This window comes from Halomonas sp. KM-1 (assembly GCF_000246875.1).
In the GTDB taxonomy this organism is placed as follows: domain Bacteria; phylum Pseudomonadota; class Gammaproteobacteria; order Pseudomonadales; family Halomonadaceae; genus Halomonas; species Halomonas aerodenitrificans.
The window spans coordinates 102,490-121,028 of sequence record NZ_BAEU01000127.1; the positions used below are offsets into that span (position 1 = coordinate 102,490).

Below are 18,539 nucleotides of genomic sequence, written 5' to 3' on the forward strand. Positions count from 1 at the left end.
CGATGCTCCTGGTTCTTCTTTTTTTCCGCTACGTAGTCAAACCGCTATGCGAAAACGGGCTGCCACTCATGCCGACGCGCGGCACACCTCTTTCGCATAGCGCCTCACATGGCGCCTGCTAGAGGCGGCTCGCGTATCGCACGCGAGCCGCCATCGGCATCAATGCACCGGTTTCTCGTCGGTATCGCTCTGGCTTACCGCCTCATCGGCGGGATCGCCCTTGCTCAGTGCTCCCACGCGGGAACCGCCGCGCGCCAAGCGGCTCAGACGATTGAAGTTACGCATCGACTGCAGGTGCACGTAGAGCAGTTCCAGCTCATCGGTGGCCAGCATGCTCTTCAAGGCATCTTCCGGCAGTGCCTTGAGCTTCTGGCGATTCACCGCCTTGAAGCCGGTCAGCGTGCGCTTGCCGCCTTCGGGCAGGCTGATCTGGGCTTCCACCGCCTCCAGCAGGTCGAGCTCGGCCAGCCGCGCACAGAAGGTGCGGGTACGCTGGAAGTGCGCCTGATAGTCCTGCAGGAAGTCGAGCACCTTGGCCATGTACTGGGTCTGCTCGCCGTCGCTGTCGAAGAAGCGCTCGCCGCGGCCCTCGGCATTCAGGCCTTCGTAGTCTTCATCGATGCACAGGGTGAACGTCTTGCCATCCTCACTGGAGGCGAACACGAAGGGATAACGACGCAGGAAGGCCGGCACGTACTCGCCACGCCATTGGCCTTCGCCGTCCACCATCAGGTTCGAGTCCTGGTCGATGCCAAGCACCGCTACCGGCAGCACGCTACCCTCGGCATCGGTGAACACGATCGGCAGGTCGCTTGCCGCCGCAGGAAACTCAGCGGCCATCAGCGGCACCGAATTGACCTGACCGGCAAAACCGAAATCCTTGCCGACCTTGAGAGACAGCTCACCGTGCTTGTCACGGGTGATCGGCTGCACGTTGCGATAGATCAGGAGTTGAGTAGCCAAGTTGGCCTCCTTGCATTGCATCTTGTCGTCGCTCCCCACCAGGCGGTCGGGAGCCGTTGTCGCGCAGGCAGCGCTTACAGGCGGCTGAAGGCCACCAGATCCACTTCTTGACTCATCAGGGCATCGATCTCGGCGAGATCCTCCCTGTTGATCACACCCGCCGCATGCTTCAGGCGCAGCACGCTGATCAGGTAGTCGTAGCGGGCACTGGCCAGCTCGCTACGGGCAAAGAACAGGTCACGCTCGGCATCGAGCAGGTCGAGCAGAGGAATCACGCCCGACTCGAATCCCACCTGACGGCTTTCGGCGATACGCTCATTGGCACGCAGCGACTCACGCAGCGCTCGCTCGCGTGCCATGGCAGTGACGATGCCCTGATAGCCGGCCCGCACGTTGCGCTGCAATTCACGGCGCACCTGCTCCTGACGCGCCCGACCGGCCTCGATGAGTTGCTCGCCCTCACGCACCTGGGAAGAGACCATGCCACCGCTGTAAACGGGCACGTTCAGACCCAGGCGGATGGTCTGGGTCTCGACCTGGCTGCCACCGCCGAACAGCGACCCTTCGGTATCGTCGTTCTCGTAGTTCAGGCTCAGGCCCAGGGTGGGAAAGTGACCGCCGCGCAGCACCCTCACGTTCTGCATGGCCACGTCCACCGCCAGGCTGGCAGCCTGCAGGCGCGGGTTGCGCTGCAGGGCCAGCTCGGTCCAGGCATCCGGTGAATCCGGCTGGGGGCGCTCCAGTTGCAGGTTGTCGTTGACCAGACGCAGGCGGCTGGGCAGCAAGCCGGTAACCTCTTCCAGCGCGTTCAGTGCATCGCGCAGGCGGTTCTCGACGTCGAGCTCGCGGGCCTCCACCTGCAGAAAACGCGCCTCGGCATCGAGCAGATCGATCTCACGAGCCAGGCCATCCTCGTGGCGTGCACGAACCTGGTCGCGGTTGGTGCCCACCTGCTGTTTCTCGGCGCGCAGGAAGCTCAGGTTCTCGTGCAGCGCCAAGGCCGTGAAGTAGCGCTCGGCCACGCGCAAGTAGAGATCCTGACGCGCCGCCTCGAGCTCGGAGGCCGCCTGCTGGATCTCCTGCTTGGCCTGGCTGAAGGCCGCCCAGCGTGAGTAGTCGTACAGCGACTGCTCGATGGAAACACCGTATACGGTGGTGGGATAGGAGGTGCTGCCGCTGTCGAAGACTTCGTTGTCGGAGCTGACGATGTCCTGAGTGATCTCGCTGCGGCTGGCATTGACGCTGACCTGCGGCAACAGCGCCGAACGCGCCTGGTAATAGCGCTCATCGGTGGCCTGCTTACCGTAGAAATCGGCCTGGAACTGAGGGTCGTTGCTGGTGGCCAATTCATGCAGCTGCAATAGGCTGCTGCCCATCGCCAGAGGCGACATCAAGCCGAAGCCAAGCACCACGGCCAGGCGCCGAAGGGGAAGGGTCCCGCGTACCTTCATTGTCATGTTGCTCCTACTGCGCACTCGACGCGGTCACAGCCACGTCGCATTATCGTTTTACTTATGCTTGCTGCTTTGGCATGAGCCTATCAGCACACTTTTTTCTTATCTTCCACTCAGCGTCACATCGACGCCTAAACACTCACCCTCATAGCAGAGGCATCAGCGCCAGCCTCGGCACGCGCCTCGGTGGGCGTCGTGTCGAACTGCTGCTTGAAGGCCCGATAGAACCAGGAAAGGTTGTTGAAGCCGGAAGCAAAAGCGATCTCGCTGACGGCTCGTTGCGCAAAGCGCGGATCCGTCAGCCGCCGCCACGCCAACTGCAAGCGCAGCGTCAACAGGTAATCGGTGAAGGTGGTGTGCTCATGCCGGAAAAGCGCCCGCAGGTAGCCTGGTGAAACACCGTGCCGTTTGGCCACGTCGGTCAGCGTGAGATCACCACGGCCGGCAAGAGCGAACATATCGGCCTTGATAGCACGCAGCCTCGCCTCACGCAGGCCACGGCCTCGGGCACGGCGGTCTGCCTCCGGCGTCGCCCCAAGGCACAGCACCGCCAAATCGGTCATCTGTTCGGTCAGCACGACAGGATCCTGCTCGGCCTGTGGCGCCCTGCCCGTGGTAAGCGCCAGCGCCAATTGGGCCAGGTGACCCAGCGGCTCGCAACGCAACACCTTGTTCACTGCGGGCCGCATGTCCTGGTTCAGCAGCGGAGACAATAGTTGGCGTGAAAAACCGATGCTGAGAAAGCGTGCCCGCGAGCCATGGAAAGCGACCTGGCCAGGAAGCTCGTTGAACCCCAGACACCCTTCTCCGGCGCGGCAGGTCGCCTCACCCAGCCTGGGTTGAGAAGAGGTCCAGCCGCCCTGCCCCGAGGGGTTCAGCAGAAAAGAGAGATCGTCATTGCCGTCGGCAAGGTTCGTCAGCTCACGCTGGGCAATCAGAGGGGAACATTCGACGCTGGCAATGGAAACGCCCGGCAGCAGCCGGATACGCGCCTCGATCTCGGGGGGCTGCCCATGGGGGACCGCCAACTCGACGTTGGCAACGGCCGCATAGAATTCGCGTGCCGCATCGAGACGCTCGCGCTCGGAGTACTCTCTACTGGCAAATGAGATCAGGGCCATGGTCAGCTTGTTCACCGTCAGGAAGCCAGCCGAAGGTATCAGGCAAACGTGACGCTTGAGCGACACTTACCACGCACCCAACCAGCATTTGTCATCATTGTTATGAGCTGAGCGACCTAGTTTTCTTAGGTCTTAGCTATTATAGACATGACCGCGGTCAAGTAAACGCTTTGTTACAAAACTCTTGCCCATCGTCCCATCGCCACCCACCAGATCGCCAGATCACCGGGGATGGCGCCTGCGGTTCAGGCAACCTGGGCAACGAGATTACGTATGCCAGATACCTTTTCATGAGCGTGAGCCAAGCCCAGCAGCGTCGGCTCATCGAAAGGCCTGCCAATGAGCTGAAAGCCGACCGGAAGGTCGTTGGGGCAAAATCCACACGGTAGAGACACTGCCGGGAGCCCGAGGTAATTCGTCAACCGGGTGCAATGACTCAAATCCGAAATCATTCTTGTCGATTCGAGCGAATGCCCAAGGTCCGTCTCTTCCAGCGTCGGGGTTGGCCGCCGAAACACAGGGGTATGCAGAACGTCGCATTGGCTCATCACGTCTTTCATGAATCGCTTGAAATAGAGGCCCCTGAGCTGCTTTGCCTGAACGTAAGCCGCTGCGGGAATGAAGAAGCCGTGTAATAACCGGGCCCGTGTCTGCTGGCCGTAACTTGCCTCGTGCCTGGCGAAGCGCTCCGCATGATAGGTGGCAGATTCAGCCCCCAGAATGATGTAGGACAAACTGGTGAGTTCCTGATGATCGGGCACCTTGACCTTGACCAGCTTGCAGCCGAGCCGTTCGAGCCGCAACAGGCTTGCTTCCATCAGCGACTCGATCACAGGGTCTATATCGTCATAGTAGTAATTCTCAGGGATGCCGACGCGCAGACCTTTGACATCGCTTTCCAAACGACAGGAAAAGCGTGCAGCCTCTCCTTCCCCCGCCGATGCAAGGCAGTCCATCATCAACGCGACATCCTCTGCCGTGCGGCCAATCGGCCCGAAGCAGTCGAGCGAACGCGACATCGGCATGGCGCCATCACTGCTCAGTAATGCATGCGTCGGTTTCAGGCCAACGGCACCACAAGCGGCAGCCGGTATGCGAATCGAGCCTCCCGTATCGGAGCCCAATGCTGCAAAAACGGCACCTGCAGCGACAGCAACCCCGGAGCCACCGGATGAACCTCCTGAGATATACGCCGAATTCCAAGGATTGCGACAAGGGCCGAAATGATCGTTATGTCCCGTCGCGCCAAAAGCGAACTCAGACATGTGGAGGCTACCAATCTGCACCGCTCCCGAGCGGTCAAGCGCAGCAAGCAGGTGAGATGTCGCTTTCGGCACTTGGGCCAGCTCAGGTGACGACCCATAAGAGCAAGGCATACCCTTGCGATGAAACATGTCCTTGTGGGCCAATGGGATACCCGCCATAGGGACTTTTCCATGAGCAGAACGGCAATCTGCCGCTCGTGCCGAACTCAAGGCAAACTCTTCCTCTATGCGAGTGAAGCAGTTCGTTACCCGATTGATGCGGCGAGCCGCCTCGAGGCTCGCCGAGACGAGTTCGACACACCCGATTCTTCTTTTCAAAACGGCTGTGGCGGCCTCCTTCAATGTCCACTTCATCGGATCATTCATTGCGGCCCCCATGAACCTTGGACTCTTCTATCAAACGATCGAAATCCCCTGCTTCCTCAGCATCTTCACCAGCCACTGAGCAACAGGAATAATCGATAGCGCCAAGCACCCGAGCAAGTACTTCAGAAGTCCGCTCGACATCGCCCTTTCGAGGCTCAACTCCGGTCAGGAGCATGAAATTTCGTTCGACATAATCGCTATAGAGCATGTCATTTTCGCTCCTCGAAGTATCGCATCACCTCACTCATGCTCATGACATCGCCATACTTGGCATGAATATCGAACAGATTTGCCTCATGTGGATTCTGATGCCTGTCTCCCACGCACTCACGAGGAACGACCACACGAAACCCATATGAGATGGCGTCGACCACGGAGGCACGAACGCATCCGCTCGTTGAGCAACCGGTAATGACAACCGTATCGATCCCCTGAGCAACGAGAATCGAAACAAGAGGCGTACCAAAAAAGGCGCTTGGATATTGTTTTCGCAAGACAGTCTCGCCTTGAGCAGGCAAGACCTTTTCATCGAATTGCGAATAAACACTGCTCTCCGTCATCTGGCGGAGAACAGGCAATTTCTTTATGAACACTCCGCCATCAGCCCCATCCTCCGAAAAGACAACACGGGTATGGATGACTGGAATTTCGCATCGACGCGCACATTTATATAATGTCTCCGCATGCTTGACCGCCTCGACGACACCTTCCGCATACAGCCCACTATCAGGAAGTGTATAAGCCTTCATGAAGTCTATTGCCAGTACAGCCGAAGCATTACCGAAACCGGTCGAACCATTGAAGGTGTCGCGGTAATTTTCCTGAAGATTGTCGTTCGTCATTTTTCTTCTCCGTTGATCATAACATGCTTATCACAACATGCCCGGCAACCAAGTCACCAAGGCGGGGAACATGGCAATGATCACCATGGCCAGAATAAAGACACCCACAAAAGGCCAGGCGGCAGCATAGAGGTCACTCACTTTTAGTTCAGGTGCCGCCGCCTTGAAAGCAAATAGAACATAGCCAAACGGTGGAGAAAAACCTCCTATAGTCACATTGATGAGAAACAGAACCCAGAACCACAGCGGATCGAATCCCAACGCGGCTATGACAGGCGCATAGATGGGAATAATGACGATACTAATCGCTAATTGGTCCATGAACATACAGAAAATGAATGGTATCAACATCATGATAAACAGCATGACAAGCGGATCCAGAGAAGTCGCAACGGAGAGTTGGGCTATGGCAGATGTTGCACCACTCAAAGAAAGCAACTGGCTGAACAGCTTTGAACTGGCCATGATGATCAATATGACGGCCGAAACTGCAGCAGCAGACTGCACAGATTCAAGAATCATTCTAATGGAAAGTTTCTTGTAATAAGCAGCCGCAAGTAGAGCCCCTACCACTCCGGAAGCTGCCGACTCTGAAGGAGTGGCGATCCCCAGCAGAATGAATCCCATCACGAAGAAAATAATGACCGAGAAAGGTAGCAATTGAATGACGGCAACAACCTTATCCTTGAAACTCCTTACGGGCACATCATGCTGGGAAGCCTGGCCAGCCAATCCAGGGTTGATTGCAATGCGGACGGACGTATACAAGAGAATCAGGCAAGCGATGATGAGCCCAGGTATTATACCTGCAATGAGAAAGCGTGATATCGAGATATTGGCCAACATGCCGATGACAATGATAAGCACGCTAGGCGGTATGATAGGCGCCAGGTTTGCCCCACCCAGAATGGCCCCGATAGATAGTCGTCGGTCGCTACCCCTGGCAAGCATCTGCGGAAGAAGGGATCGCCCCAGCATCGCCACGACCCCCATAGCAGCCCCGGACAGAGCCCCAAAGATCGTTCCCAGTGCAGCTGAAAGAACAAAATCGCGACCCTTCACACGCCCAATCAGCGTATCGGTCGAGCGAAAGACGGCATCGGTAGCTCCCGAACGGAACAAGACCTCACCCATTAAAATAAAAAGTGCTATGGTAGCAAGAGACGAAGAAGCAAGCGTATCGTAAATGCTGTTGGTAAATATACTGAACCCACGCCCGCCGAAGAAGTACATTGCTCCAACCAGATTTGTGAATAGAAATGCCACAAATACGGGAACGCCGAGCACAAACAGGAAGAGAAGAATCCCCAAACCTGCAAGCAAGATCTGTAGCCATTCCATACTTACCTCCTTTGTTGAATTTTTTATAAGGCCTCAAAGATCTCGACTCGCCAAAGAGCTCTTCAACTCCATGACACTAGCTCGAAAGAAATATACCCCTGAACTCATCAGGCCATACGAGATAACAGCGCTCATCCACCACCTGGGAACCGACATCACCGCCATGGTTCTGATACCACGATCATATTGGCGCATGGCTTCCTCGAAGGCATACCAACCTGCCCATATACAAGCTATGGTGGCCAGTAAAAACAACAGTGAATTGAAAAAGCCCCTAGCCCTATCCGACAAGGCATCTTTAATGAAGGTTATCTCAATATGGGCCCGCTCCCGCGTCAACCTCGGGGCCAAAAGAAAGGTCGAAAAGAGCAGAAAATACCCTGTAAAATCGTTGATCCACTGAGTAGGGCTACGAAAAAAATAACGCGCCGTAATTTCATAGCAAAACATGAGCAAGATAGCAAACAAGGCCAGCACACCAAGCCAGTAGCCTATATCCGTTATCGCATCGTGCGTCTTGCCAAGGCCAGAGTATATTTTATTCATTTCACCTCAGCCCTCTGATGCTTGACTCTAAATCGTCACTGGCCACGCATCAGGCGGCCAGTGACGATTAACTCCTTTCGTGGTTTGACTTTCAGGGGGTAAGGCCAGCCTCACGGGCGAGTTCGCGCATGCTTTCTGCAGGCTCTCCCGAAATACGAATAGCCTCTTCCCATAAGCCATCTGCAAATGCCTGATCGAGCATTTGCTGCTGCTCCTCACCCAGGTAAGTGAGCTCTGCACCCACCCCCTCCATCAACTCCGTTTCTTCAGCGATGAGGCCGTCGTAATGAGCAAGCGAGACATCCTCCAACTCACGCCCAATTTCCAAAAACGTCGCCTGGTCCTCTTCGGGAATTTCTGCCCAGTAGTCTTCATTGAAGACTACCATCAAGCTGGTTACCCCGAAGCCGGGACGAACCAGGTAGGGCAGTACTTCGTGCAGTCCAATTTGGTAATTACCGAAAATATTGTGACCAGCACCCTCGATCACACCACGTTCTGCAGCGGTATAAATTTCCGAGACAGGCATCACAGCTGGGGATCCGCCAAAGGCACGGATGGGGCCATGGTAGGTCAGCGTGCCACGAATGATACGGCCTTCAAACCCACCATCATCCCCGATAGGATCGGTCAACATGAAATGGTAACCAGGATTGGCGGAGGGAAACGAGATCATCCGAACATTGTGTGTCAGGTAGTAGTCCTGATAGGCCTCCCAAATGCCTGACTCCCGGCGCGCTTGCGGGTCCGCATCAATGGCGTCGGCAGCCAGCCCCACGCCAGTGACTCCGGTATGATACGGTCCAGTCGAGAGCGCCATCGGGAAAACACCGGAGCTCACCGGGTCGAATTGCTCGAACCCGGGGATTGCGTCCTCGCCAACCAGGCGTATCTGATAACGACCATCGAACTTCTCATCGACCATTTCGACAAACAGGTGAGCAATGTCGTTCAGGGCATGATTGGTCGGAAAGGGAACGAGCATTTGGTAGCTATTGGCTTGTGCCGTTGCTACACCACTCAAGCCAACGGCGACGGATACTGCGGCAACAATAGACAATTTTTTCATTGTTATCTCCCGGGACAAGTTACTTTTTTATGCTTCAGGCTGGTATCAGATAGGGCATGCCGTGAAACTCAGCCGCCTGCTTCGTGTACTCTCTTTTTGCTCCATCGAATTTCTTGCCAACGATTCCGCCACGCACGGCACCCGCGGCAACATCGTGGTAGGCTGCTTCAAGCGCGGAAGAGAGCGGCTGACTGTACGGGGTCGAAATCCACGATCTCAACAAATGGCGTTTCTTTTCCTCCTCCTCAAAATCGATAAAATCAGTTCTCGAGTGCAAGATCACATGGTTGTTAAGAATTTGCATATCCCCCGGCTCCAACACCATCTCTAAAGTAAAATCATCAGATGCAACAAGCCTATCCAGCATATCCATCGCTTCAGTCTGAGTGGCATCAGGCTGGGGAACGCCATCGAACTCATGGGCATAGCGAATGTGGTTGCGAACGTACCGACAACAGAACTCGCCATCTCGCTCAGAAAATATAGGAGCCGCATAATATGGCGGTTCGTCGGAACTCTCCTCACCTTTGCGAGAGTAATAAATATCCTTGTAGAGGGCTTCAAAAAGCTCCGGAGATGTAGAGGCAATCTCGTCTCTCACCGCTATCGAGCAAGCAATACGGCTTTCTCCGCCGCTTTTGGCAGCATTGATACAAAGCAAGCCGACCAGATCCGCCATGTCTGTGTGGTAGTCGAGACGCGCGTTTGTGTTGTAGCCCCTCCCGCTCGCAGAGCGGTAATTCCCGCCGGCATCACGCACGTCGCCGAGCAAGTCGCTATTCACTCCCTGCGGCCGAAGTACTCCCAAGTGGTTGCACAAGCCCCAGTACAGCGCCCGGATACGTTCAACGGACAACGACTCAATAGGCAACCCACGCAGAACGACAAAGCCCAACCCATGCGAGACCGCCTCTTTTACATCGGCAAGCAAGCGATCGAGGTTGCCGAATGGGAAGTCTCGGGCACAGGTTGCCAGCAGCGGCTTACCGGCATTTTCAAAAGCCGCCAAGCCCCCGAGCAGCCCTTCACGCTCCTCCTGCGACAACACCCTGACCCAGGCGTCCTCAGCATCTACCACCTCCTGGCTTTTCCAAGCCCTCGGCGTGGGGCCGACAACGCCACCGGCACATGGCCCAGTTCCTCCGGAAGAGTTCAAGCTTTTGTTTGAGAAACCTTTTTCCCAAATTTCAGGCCCTGATCCGTGCTGTGCCATGTCTCATCTCCAGTTGATAGATTCTTGTCTGTATACTGGCGAATCTCAGCCTTGCTCATTGGATACGTTTTGTCAAATCCCAGCCCCTTCGTACGAGCGGAAAAAATTTGACGATCCGAAAGAAAGGCCGCACCAACTGTCAGAATTGAAATTTTAATCGCTTTATATCAATAGCTTATGCTCACCCGCATGTTGCACCCGCCTAACGGACTCAGCAGCAACATCAATAGCCGGCGCATCGCCCCGACATGGGAAACAACCCTCACAGCGCTTGATTGGATACGATATGTAGTATATGTATACTCTAGCTGGCATCACACGCCCAGCGATGGCTAACAACGACAGCGAGGCCAACGACAGCGAGGCACGCAGCGATGGGAAGAACACTTTTCGACAAGATATGGGAGTCGCATGTCATCAGCGAACGAGACAATGGCACTGCACTCCTTTTCATCGACCGCCACCTAGTTCACGACGCCACAGCGCAAGCATTCGACCAGCTCAAGAGCGAGGGACAGAAGGTAAGAAGGCCCGACCTTACGTTCGGTATGGCCGACCATTACATTGCCACTCATGACGACCCTGATCGCGATCCCGTGCATGACGCCATGGTGACGACACTGGCAGAAAATGCTCGCGAGCAGGGAATCACCTCCTTCGGAGCGAATGATGAGCGCCAGGGGATCGTACACGTAGCGGGTCCCGAGCTGGGGCTGACCCTGCCAGGCACTCTGCTCGTTTGCGGCGATAGCCATACCTCCACCCACGGCGCATTAGGCGCACTGGCATTTGGCATCGGTGCCTCTGAGGTCGCTCATGTACTGGCCACACAGACGCTTTGGCAGCAGCGCCCCAAGACAATGCGGATCCGCATCGATGGAGAGCTGGGAGTGCATGTCACGGCAAAAGACCTGATCCTCACCATCATCAGAACCATCGGTGCCAATGGTGGTGCCGGGTATGTCATTGAATATGCGGGTGAGGCCATAGACAACCTGTCGATGGAGTCACGTCTTACGCTATGTAACATGTCGATAGAGGCCGGCGCTCGGGGCGGCATGATTGCACCCGATGAAACCACGTTTGCATATTTGAAGGGCAAGCCCTTTGCGCCACAAGGAGAGCTTTTCGAACGTGCCGTAGAAGCATGGCGAGGCCTCAAGAGCGATGACGATGCCCATCATGACAAGGAAGTTGCCATAGATGCCCGCTCGATTGCCCCCACGGTAACCTGGGGAAATTCCCCGGAAACGGCCCTGCCCATTACCGGTCACATTCCGGACCTTGGAGACATCGAGACAAGCAAGATGGAGCAATACCAAGCCACCATCGAGTACATGGGTCTCGAGCCGGGTGCGAAACTCACTTCTCTGAAAGTCGACCGGGTATTCATCGGCTCCTGCACCAATAGCCGCCTGGAAGACCTTCGTGAAGCCGCGAAAATTGCAAAGCTTGGCAGAGCCAAAGTGCCTACTATCGTCGTGCCCGGTTCTCAGCAAGTCCGTCAGCAAGCAGAAAAAGAAGGATTGCACGAAATCTTTCACCAGGCAGGTTTCGAGTGGCGTGAGCCTGGTTGCTCCATGTGCGTTGCCATGAACGGCGATTCGGTACCAAGCGGTGCTCGTTGCGCATCCACCTCCAATCGCAACTTCGCTGGCCGCCAAGGCCCGGGAAGTCGTACGCATCTCATGAGCCCAGCAATGGCCGCCGCCGCTGCCATTACCGGTCACCTCACCGACGTCAGGGAGCTGGAGGGCACCAAATGCTAGCTTTTACCACTCACCGTGGACAGGCTCTGAGCCTGCCTTGGGAAAACATCGACACCGACCAAATCATACCGGCGCGATATCTACATCGGCCCCGTGAAGCCGGATACGAGGATCAACTCTTTCATGATCTGCGCTTTACGCCTGATGGCAAGCCGAAAGTAGGTTTTCCCCTCAATGACCCCACCCAGGCAGAGTCGACTATTCTCATTGCCGGGAGAAACTTCGGATGTGGTTCATCACGCGAGCACGCAGTATGGGCACTTCTCGATTATGGCTTTCGTGTCGTCATTGCTCCGGATTTTGGCGATATTTTTTTCAATAATAGCCTGAAGAACGGTCTGCTAGTGATTCGCCTGGATGAGCAAAGCATCCAGTCTCTGATGCAAGAAGAAGGTCAACCCCAAATATTGACCGTTGACTTGCCTCAGCAAAGCATCATCAACAGCTCAGATTTACGTTACCCCTTTGAAATCGATGCTTATCGAAAAGAAGCTCTATTAAAAGGCGAGTCGGAAATTCAAATGACTTATCGTCTGCTAGATAAAATCAAAGAATTCGAAACACACCACATCAACGCCAACCCATGGGTCGCAACACCACCAGCATCATGAGGGTGCCGAAGGTGAACAATTGGTATATACAAAGGAGAAGTAAAAAATGACAGCCAAGTCACTTAAAGAACAGCTTAACTCTGGCGAAATCGTCGTTGCACCAGGCATCTATGATATGATTTCAGCCCTGATAGCCGATCGCATGGGCTTCAAGGCTCTCTACGTGACGGGTTATGGCACGGTTGCCTCTCACCTGGGCCTACCCGACGCCGGCATTGCCACTTACAGCGACATGGTCGGCAGAATCGCCACCATGGCGAAAATGACCGACACCCCCATAATCGCCGATGCCGACACCGGCTATGGCGGCCTGCTCAACGTTCATCATACCGTACGAGGCTATGAGGAAGCCGGGGCATCCGCCGTTCAACTGGAAGACCAGGAATTCCCGAAGAAATGCGGTCATACGCCAGACCGTCGAGTCATCCCCTTGGAAGACATGGTGCAAAAGATCAAGGTCGCCTGCGATGCAAGGCGTAGCGACGATCTTGTGATCATTGCACGGACGGACTCGCGCACGGCATTGGGACTCGATGAAGCATTGAAGCGCGCGCAGGCCTACAGCGATGCGGGTGCCGACGTCATCTTCATCGAATCGCCCGAGTCGGAGCAGGAAATGGAAACCATAGGCAAGCGCATCGACAAGCCGCTGATCGCCAACATGGTACCAGGGGGTCGTACACCATTATTGTCAGCCGAAAAGCTGCAGTCGCTGGGCTTCGCTCTGGCCATCCACCCTGCCGCCGGCTTCCTGGCCACCGCCGCGGCGCTGGAAAAGAGCTATGCGGACTTGAAGGAAAACGGCGACGTAACCGACTCTTCCCAGCTGTATAGCTTCAGTGAGTTCAATAAGCTGATTGGCTTCCCGGAAGTTTGGGAGTTCGAAAAGCATTATATGGGCTAGCCTCTGCCGATGACTCACCGGGCATTGGCCCGGTGAGATTTCCATGCCCAGCCACTCAGGACTCACGGTTTGGACACCCATATTTCGAGTACGGCCCGAACCCTGGCTTTGGCCAGCCTGGGCGGGCTAGTCGGCAGCGCTGCCGGGCTTCCTGCAGGCTGGCTGCTTGGCGCCATCGGCGCAACCTTGGCAGCCAGCCTCGCCGGCTTTCGCCTCCATTACCCCGGCGAGCTCCAGTCATTGGTCCTGGTACTAGTGGGGATCAGTATCGGCAGCTCCTTGAGCCCACGATTCTTCTCCGAAGCGGCTTCCTGGTTTCCCAGCCTGGCAGGGCTGATGGTCGCCATGCTCACCATCACGTTTACCGTCTCCTATACGCTTGCCAGACTTACCAAGCTCTCCGGGAATACCAGTTTTCTCTCAGCCTACCCCGGGCACATGGTGCTGATTCTGCAAACGGCATCGCAATACCCTTGCAATGTACCGCAAGTCACGATGATCCAGAGCATACGACTACTTTTTCTCGTCGTGCTTTTTCCGCTACTTGCACAAGGAGCCGTAGGCGAAAGAGTTCATCAAGTTCAGGGTACCCACTACACGGCACTCGCCCTGCTCGTTCTCGCAGCGGGCCTGGGCGCCGCCATATGTCAGCGCTGTCGGCTGCCTGCTGCCGCTCTCCTGGGTGCCATCTTGGGGGCGGCCCTGGTTTCCCTCAGTGGGTTCGAAGTGGGCAGGCTGCCCACGGGCCTGAAAGTAACGATCTTCATTCTGACCGGAGCGATGATCGGAACACGCTTCACCGACAGCAGCCTCGGCAGAATGGCCAAGCTGCTGCCCGTGTCGTGTTTTTCCGTAGCGTTGACCCTGTTGGCAACCAGCGCGATCGCCTTTCCCATCAGCGTGGCAGCCGACATACCCTTTACCCAGCTGCTATTGGCCTACGCCCCCGGCGGTGCGGAAGTCATGGCCTTGATCGCTCTCGCAGTCGGTCACGACGCAGGGTTCGTCGGAATCCATCATTTGGCCAGGTTGATGTTCATGGCCCTCAGCTTTCCTCTGCTGCTCCGACTGATGATCAGCAAGTCGAGTGACTAGCGGCCGGCGGGCTGGGGTTTTACCCCCTCCGCCCGTATCGTGACCTCAATAGACAGTTCGATAGATCTCGAGAGCGTCCCGCTCCGTCACTTCCCGAGGGTTGTTCACGAGCAAGCGCTGCTGCTGCATGGCGTCTGACGCCAACTCATCAAGAGAGGACTCGAGAACACCGACATCACGCAACCTGAGCGGCAGACCGCTTCTTTTAAGTAGGGCCTCGATGCTTGCAATAAAGCTTTCGCAATCGTCCACGTTAGAGCGGGAGCGCGCTTCTTGCGTGAAAATGGGAGCCAGCTCCGCGTAGAGATCGGCTGCCGTCACCGCATTGAAACGCAGTACTGCAGGAAGCACCAAGGCGTTGGATAGCCCATGGGGCACGTGGTAATGGCCCCCCAGCGGGTAAGCCAAGGCATGTACTGCAGCTACCGGAGCGTTGGCAAAAGCCTGCCCGGCCAAGCAGGAACCCAGCAGCATGGCTTGTCGCGCTTCCAGATCCCAGCCATCCTGCATGACCCGATCGATATGTGTGACGAGTAGGCGCAGAGCCTCCCTGGCGAGCGTATCTGACATCGGATTCTTGCGAATCTTGCTCGTGTAGGCCTCAATCGCATGCACCATGGCATCGATACCCGTCGCCGCCGTCACATGGCGTGGCAGCCCCACCGTCAGAGTGGCATCGAGTACGGCGACATCCGGGAGCAACACCGGCGAGACGATGCCCGATTTAGTCGTCTCGCCTGTCGTCACGATGGAGATGGGCGTCACCTCGGAGCCCGTACCTGCGGTCGTCGGCACCTGGACGAGTGGCAGCCTCTCGCCCTCGAGATTGCCCACCCCATAGGCCTCCTGCAGCGACTGGCGACAATGCAGATGGGCAAAGCATGCCACCAGCTTGGCAACATCCATTGAGCTGCCGCCGCCAAACCCGATGACCAGTTGGGCACGCATCCGCCTGGCCCGCTCCACCGCCTCGAGCACAACCGCTTCGGGAGGATCCGCCACGACGCCGTCGAACAGCTCGACCTTGGCTCCATACTTTTCGAGGTTTTCTATCGCCGGCCCCAGCAATCCTAGCTCGGCAATCCCCGGGTCCGTGACCACAAAGATACGCTCGGCCGAAAACTTGCCCACCACTTCGTGAAGACGCTCAGCCGCGCCATGTTCGACGATCAGCTGTCGCGTAGTATTGAAAACGAAACCTGGCATTATTCCTCCTCGCTCGTCCTGACAAGATCGCATGCTGCCATGATGTGCGACTTCATTATCGATGAGGACCAGTCACTATCACCTGCCGCTATGGCCGCTACGAGATCACGATGGTGTATCAAACTGCGCTGCTCATCCTTGGCCGAGAAGAATCGATACGACCGAATCAAGAAGCCGATATCCATGAGAGACAGCGCCGTTTCCTCAAGCTTGGAATTGTCTGCCAGTTTCAGAATCTTGGTATGAAACTTTCTGTTCAATACCGACAGAGACTCGACCGTCTCAGGCGCCAACCGATAGCTTTCCATTTCCTCGCAGATCAGTTCGAGATCTCTGATATCCCTCGGCGTGGCATTTCGCGCCGCAAGCCCGGCGGCACAGCTTTCAAGGCAGGCCCTGACCTGAAATATCTCTATCGCGTCTTTCCTTGTCCAGCCACGCACCGCAGCACCGGAATTGGGATGAAACACCACGAATCCATCCTGGGCGAGGCGATGCAACGCCGTTCGCACGGGTGTTCTGCTGGTACCCACCCGATTTGCCAGCTCATCTTCACGAAGCCTGTCATTGGGCTGGTATTCACCGGCAAGAATCGCTTCGCGTATGATGATATAAGCCCTTTCAGGAGCGGGAAGGTTAGTGAATCTTGGGCTAGCTGTGTCTAAAACTTCCATATTTTCCCACCTTGCACGATATTTTCTCATTCCATAGATCAATCAGGTACGCCTTGCATACCCCAGACTCTCTTTTGCATTACGATATATCTTAAAGGCGATAGGCGCCAAGCAGAACAAGATCATGCATAGCAGGATGAGGCTCACAGGTCGGTTCAGGAAAATGCCTATGGAGAGCTCACCCGCCCCCTGGAAGGTTCTCATCAACTGGCGATCCAGTATCGGGCCGAGGATGATACCGAGAATGACCGCTATCAGGGGGTAGTCATATTTTCTCATCAAGATTCCCAACGCTGCAAAAACGAGCATGATCTTCACATCGAACATTTGCAGGCTGATAGCGTAAGTTCCCGCCACTGAAAATACAGCAATCAAGGGAATCAAAACGATAGTAGGTATATTGATTACCTTGGCTGCGTACAGCGATACCAGCAGACCAGCCATGAACAGGAAGAAAGAAGCTACGACTTGCGCAAACATGATCCCGTATACGAGGCCCTGGTGATCGATGAACAATCTCGGCCCGGGGATTAGCCCTTGCAGCATGAAGGCACCTACCATTACCGCAGTCGCTAAACCACCCGGAATGCCCAAGGACAGCATGGTAGCCAGAGCACCCCCTTCGGATGCATTGTTTGCCGACTCAGCGCTGATCAACCCCTCTTCCGCTCCCTTTCCAAATCCTTCCGGCTTCTTTGAGCTTCGCTTGGCCTCATTATAGCTTACGACGCTAGCCACGGTGGCACCAGCACCAGGCAGAGCGCCGATGATAACACCGATGGTGCTTGACTTTAACACTGTCAAGGGATGCTTCAAAACACGACCGAAACCGTAGAGAAGACTATGCAGATTTTTTTCACTTTCGCCTTTGCGTTTGCTTCCACCGGTAACGTAACGCTGCTGCAACATATAGAACAGTTCTGAAAAACCGATCAGTCCTATCAAAGCCGGTATGACAGGAATGCCGTCCATCAATTCAAAATAACCGTGGGTACCACGAATTGCACCGGTCGACGTCATGCCTACGGTTCCCAACAGTACCCCAAAACCACCCGCGATGATGGCCTTGAGAAAGCTGTTATGTAACGCAGCAATAACCGTAAGCCCCAACACACCCACCAGGAACAGTTCGGGCGGACCGAACATCAACGCAACCGTGACGATAAGCGGCATGACCAGAATCAGAAAGAAAGCACCGAGCAGGTTGCCCATGGCGGATGAGGCGACTGCCATACCCAGTGCCTCACTCGCTCTTCCCTGCTTCGTCATTGGGTTACCGTCAAAGCCTGTCACGATAGCCTGGGGAGAGCCCGGTATGTTCAGCAGAATCGAGGAGATGGAGCTGCCGAAATTCCCTCCCGCATAAATGGCAGTGAGAAATGCTATCCCCAGAACCGGGCTCATTGGGTAAGTCAGCGGCAGCATGATGCTGATGGCCAGAGGCGTACTGAACCCAGGAATGGCACCGGTAATGATTCCGAAAAACACTCCTAAAAGAATAATGGACATGACCTTCCAATCGGCAAGAAGGCCAAGACCCTCCAAGATAGGAGCAGCATCGAACATAAAAAATCTCCGACCAAGCGGTTAAAATAGAATTCCTTTAGGAAGCGGGATGCTCAGCCACATATCGAAAGTCAAATGAATGAACAGAGCCGTTCCTGCGGGAAAAATTACAATAATCAGCCAAGATTTAACGGAGAAAAAAATCAAAAGCAATGCCATATAGAGCCAGGATGAGATCACGAAACCCATCCACTCAATTCCAAACACATAAGCCACTGTCAGCACCGCAAACGACACCGTTGCTGCTTTGTTGGTGATTTTTCTCTCACCTGCTTCGCTGCCGGAAGCGGATACTGGCTTACCAATCAGCAAGCTATACACGTAAGCAGCTACCAGAATGGTAAACGCCACGACTATAACGAAATATACCGGCTGAATGAGCAGCAAGTTAACTTCACGCCTTGGCAACCCGCTTACTTCCATGTAATAGTAAGTTGCGTAAGCCAGCATGATAGAAGGAACGATAAACTCACCGCCCTTCTTTCCCAACTGCCTTAAAAAATCCATAAGCGTTCATCCCATAAAGCAATTAGT

Annotated in this window: 18 protein-coding genes; 4 read left to right on the plus strand and 14 right to left on the minus strand. The window is 55.4% G+C overall.

Annotated features, from left to right (window positions below):
- Positions 1–159 precede the first annotated feature (159 nt).
- From B8115_RS15415 to B8115_RS15455, 10 genes are all read right to left on the minus strand, one after another.
- The gene (locus B8115_RS15415; RefSeq protein ID WP_035591305.1) at positions 160–963 is read right to left on the minus strand and encodes a SapC family protein; all 804 of its coding nucleotides are present in this window, start codon (positions 961–963) and stop codon (positions 160–162) included.
- Between the two features lie 74 nt (positions 964–1,037).
- Entirely contained in the window at positions 1,038–2,420 is a 1,383-nt protein-coding gene (locus B8115_RS15420) for a TolC family outer membrane protein (RefSeq protein WP_141638617.1), read from the minus strand.
- Positions 2,421–2,548: 128 nt separating this feature from the next.
- Positions 2,549–3,538 carry a helix-turn-helix transcriptional regulator gene (locus tag B8115_RS15425; protein WP_051004654.1) on the minus strand — a complete coding sequence of 330 codons (990 nt, stop codon included), beginning with the start codon at positions 3,536–3,538 and terminating at the stop codon, positions 2,549–2,551.
- A 245-nt stretch (positions 3,539–3,783) separates the two neighbouring features.
- Positions 3,784–5,169 (minus strand): amidase, encoded by a 1,386-nt coding sequence (locus B8115_RS15430; protein ID WP_026038159.1) that lies wholly within the window; start codon positions 5,167–5,169, stop codon positions 3,784–3,786.
- Complete coding sequence (locus tag B8115_RS23365) at positions 5,162–5,377, minus strand: hypothetical protein (RefSeq protein WP_141638618.1); 216 nt, start codon at positions 5,375–5,377, stop codon at positions 5,162–5,164. The genes B8115_RS15430 and B8115_RS23365 overlap by 8 nt, the downstream gene beginning before the upstream one ends.
- 1 nt (position 5,378) lies before the next feature.
- Entirely contained in the window at positions 5,379–6,011 is a 633-nt protein-coding gene (locus tag B8115_RS15435) for an N-carbamoylsarcosine amidohydrolase (protein ID WP_010628723.1), read from the minus strand.
- A gap of 30 nt (positions 6,012–6,041) precedes the next feature.
- Positions 6,042–7,352, minus strand: a complete 1,311-nt coding sequence (locus B8115_RS15440; RefSeq protein ID WP_010628724.1) for a TRAP transporter large permease — start codon at positions 7,350–7,352, stop codon at positions 6,042–6,044.
- A gap of 33 nt (positions 7,353–7,385) precedes the next feature.
- Positions 7,386–7,898: a TRAP transporter small permease gene (locus B8115_RS15445; RefSeq protein WP_010628725.1), complete on the minus strand. Its 513-nt coding sequence runs from the start codon at positions 7,896–7,898 to the stop codon at positions 7,386–7,388.
- Positions 7,899–7,989: 91 nt separating this feature from the next.
- Positions 7,990–8,967 carry a TRAP transporter substrate-binding protein gene (locus tag B8115_RS15450; RefSeq protein WP_010628726.1) on the minus strand — a complete coding sequence of 326 codons (978 nt, stop codon included), beginning with the start codon at positions 8,965–8,967 and terminating at the stop codon, positions 7,990–7,992.
- A 34-nt stretch (positions 8,968–9,001) separates the two neighbouring features.
- Complete coding sequence (locus B8115_RS15455; RefSeq protein WP_083861854.1) at positions 9,002–10,180, minus strand: TauD/TfdA family dioxygenase; 1,179 nt, start codon at positions 10,178–10,180, stop codon at positions 9,002–9,004.
- 374 nt (positions 10,181–10,554) lie between these two features.
- On the opposite strand from B8115_RS15455, the gene leuC reads away from it, so the two are divergent.
- The 4 genes from leuC (at position 10,555) to B8115_RS15475 (ending at position 14,559) form a co-directional block, all read left to right on the plus strand.
- A complete protein-coding gene (gene leuC / locus B8115_RS15460; RefSeq protein ID WP_010628728.1) occupies positions 10,555–11,949 on the plus strand; it encodes a 3-isopropylmalate dehydratase large subunit in 1,395 nt (464 codons plus the stop codon).
- Positions 11,943–12,560, plus strand: coding sequence for a 3-isopropylmalate dehydratase small subunit (gene leuD / locus B8115_RS15465; protein WP_010628729.1), 618 nt, complete (start codon positions 11,943–11,945; stop codon positions 12,558–12,560). Before leuC ends, leuD begins: the two co-directional genes overlap by 7 nt.
- A 46-nt stretch (positions 12,561–12,606) precedes the next feature.
- Complete coding sequence (locus tag B8115_RS15470) at positions 12,607–13,464, plus strand: oxaloacetate decarboxylase (RefSeq protein ID WP_026038160.1); 858 nt, start codon at positions 12,607–12,609, stop codon at positions 13,462–13,464.
- A 69-nt stretch (positions 13,465–13,533) separates the two neighbouring features.
- Complete coding sequence (locus B8115_RS15475; RefSeq protein WP_010628731.1) at positions 13,534–14,559, plus strand: AbrB family transcriptional regulator; 1,026 nt, start codon at positions 13,534–13,536, stop codon at positions 14,557–14,559.
- 45 nt (positions 14,560–14,604) lie between these two features.
- On the opposite strand, the gene B8115_RS15480 is transcribed toward B8115_RS15475, so the two are convergent.
- From B8115_RS15480 to B8115_RS15495, 4 genes are read right to left on the minus strand one after another with little or no spacing between them, the layout of a single operon-like run.
- Positions 14,605–15,765, minus strand: a complete 1,161-nt coding sequence (locus B8115_RS15480; RefSeq protein WP_010628732.1) for an iron-containing alcohol dehydrogenase — start codon at positions 15,763–15,765, stop codon at positions 14,605–14,607.
- Positions 15,765–16,439, minus strand: coding sequence for a GntR family transcriptional regulator (locus B8115_RS15485; protein ID WP_010628733.1), 675 nt, complete (start codon positions 16,437–16,439; stop codon positions 15,765–15,767). Before B8115_RS15485 ends, B8115_RS15480 begins: the two co-directional genes overlap by 1 nt.
- A gap of 42 nt (positions 16,440–16,481) precedes the next feature.
- Positions 16,482–18,005, minus strand: coding sequence for a tripartite tricarboxylate transporter permease (locus B8115_RS15490; protein ID WP_010628734.1), 1,524 nt, complete (start codon positions 18,003–18,005; stop codon positions 16,482–16,484).
- A gap of 21 nt (positions 18,006–18,026) precedes the next feature.
- Positions 18,027–18,512 carry a tripartite tricarboxylate transporter TctB family protein gene (locus tag B8115_RS15495; RefSeq protein WP_010628735.1) on the minus strand — a complete coding sequence of 162 codons (486 nt, stop codon included), beginning with the start codon at positions 18,510–18,512 and terminating at the stop codon, positions 18,027–18,029.
- Positions 18,513–18,539: the final 27 nt, after the last annotated feature.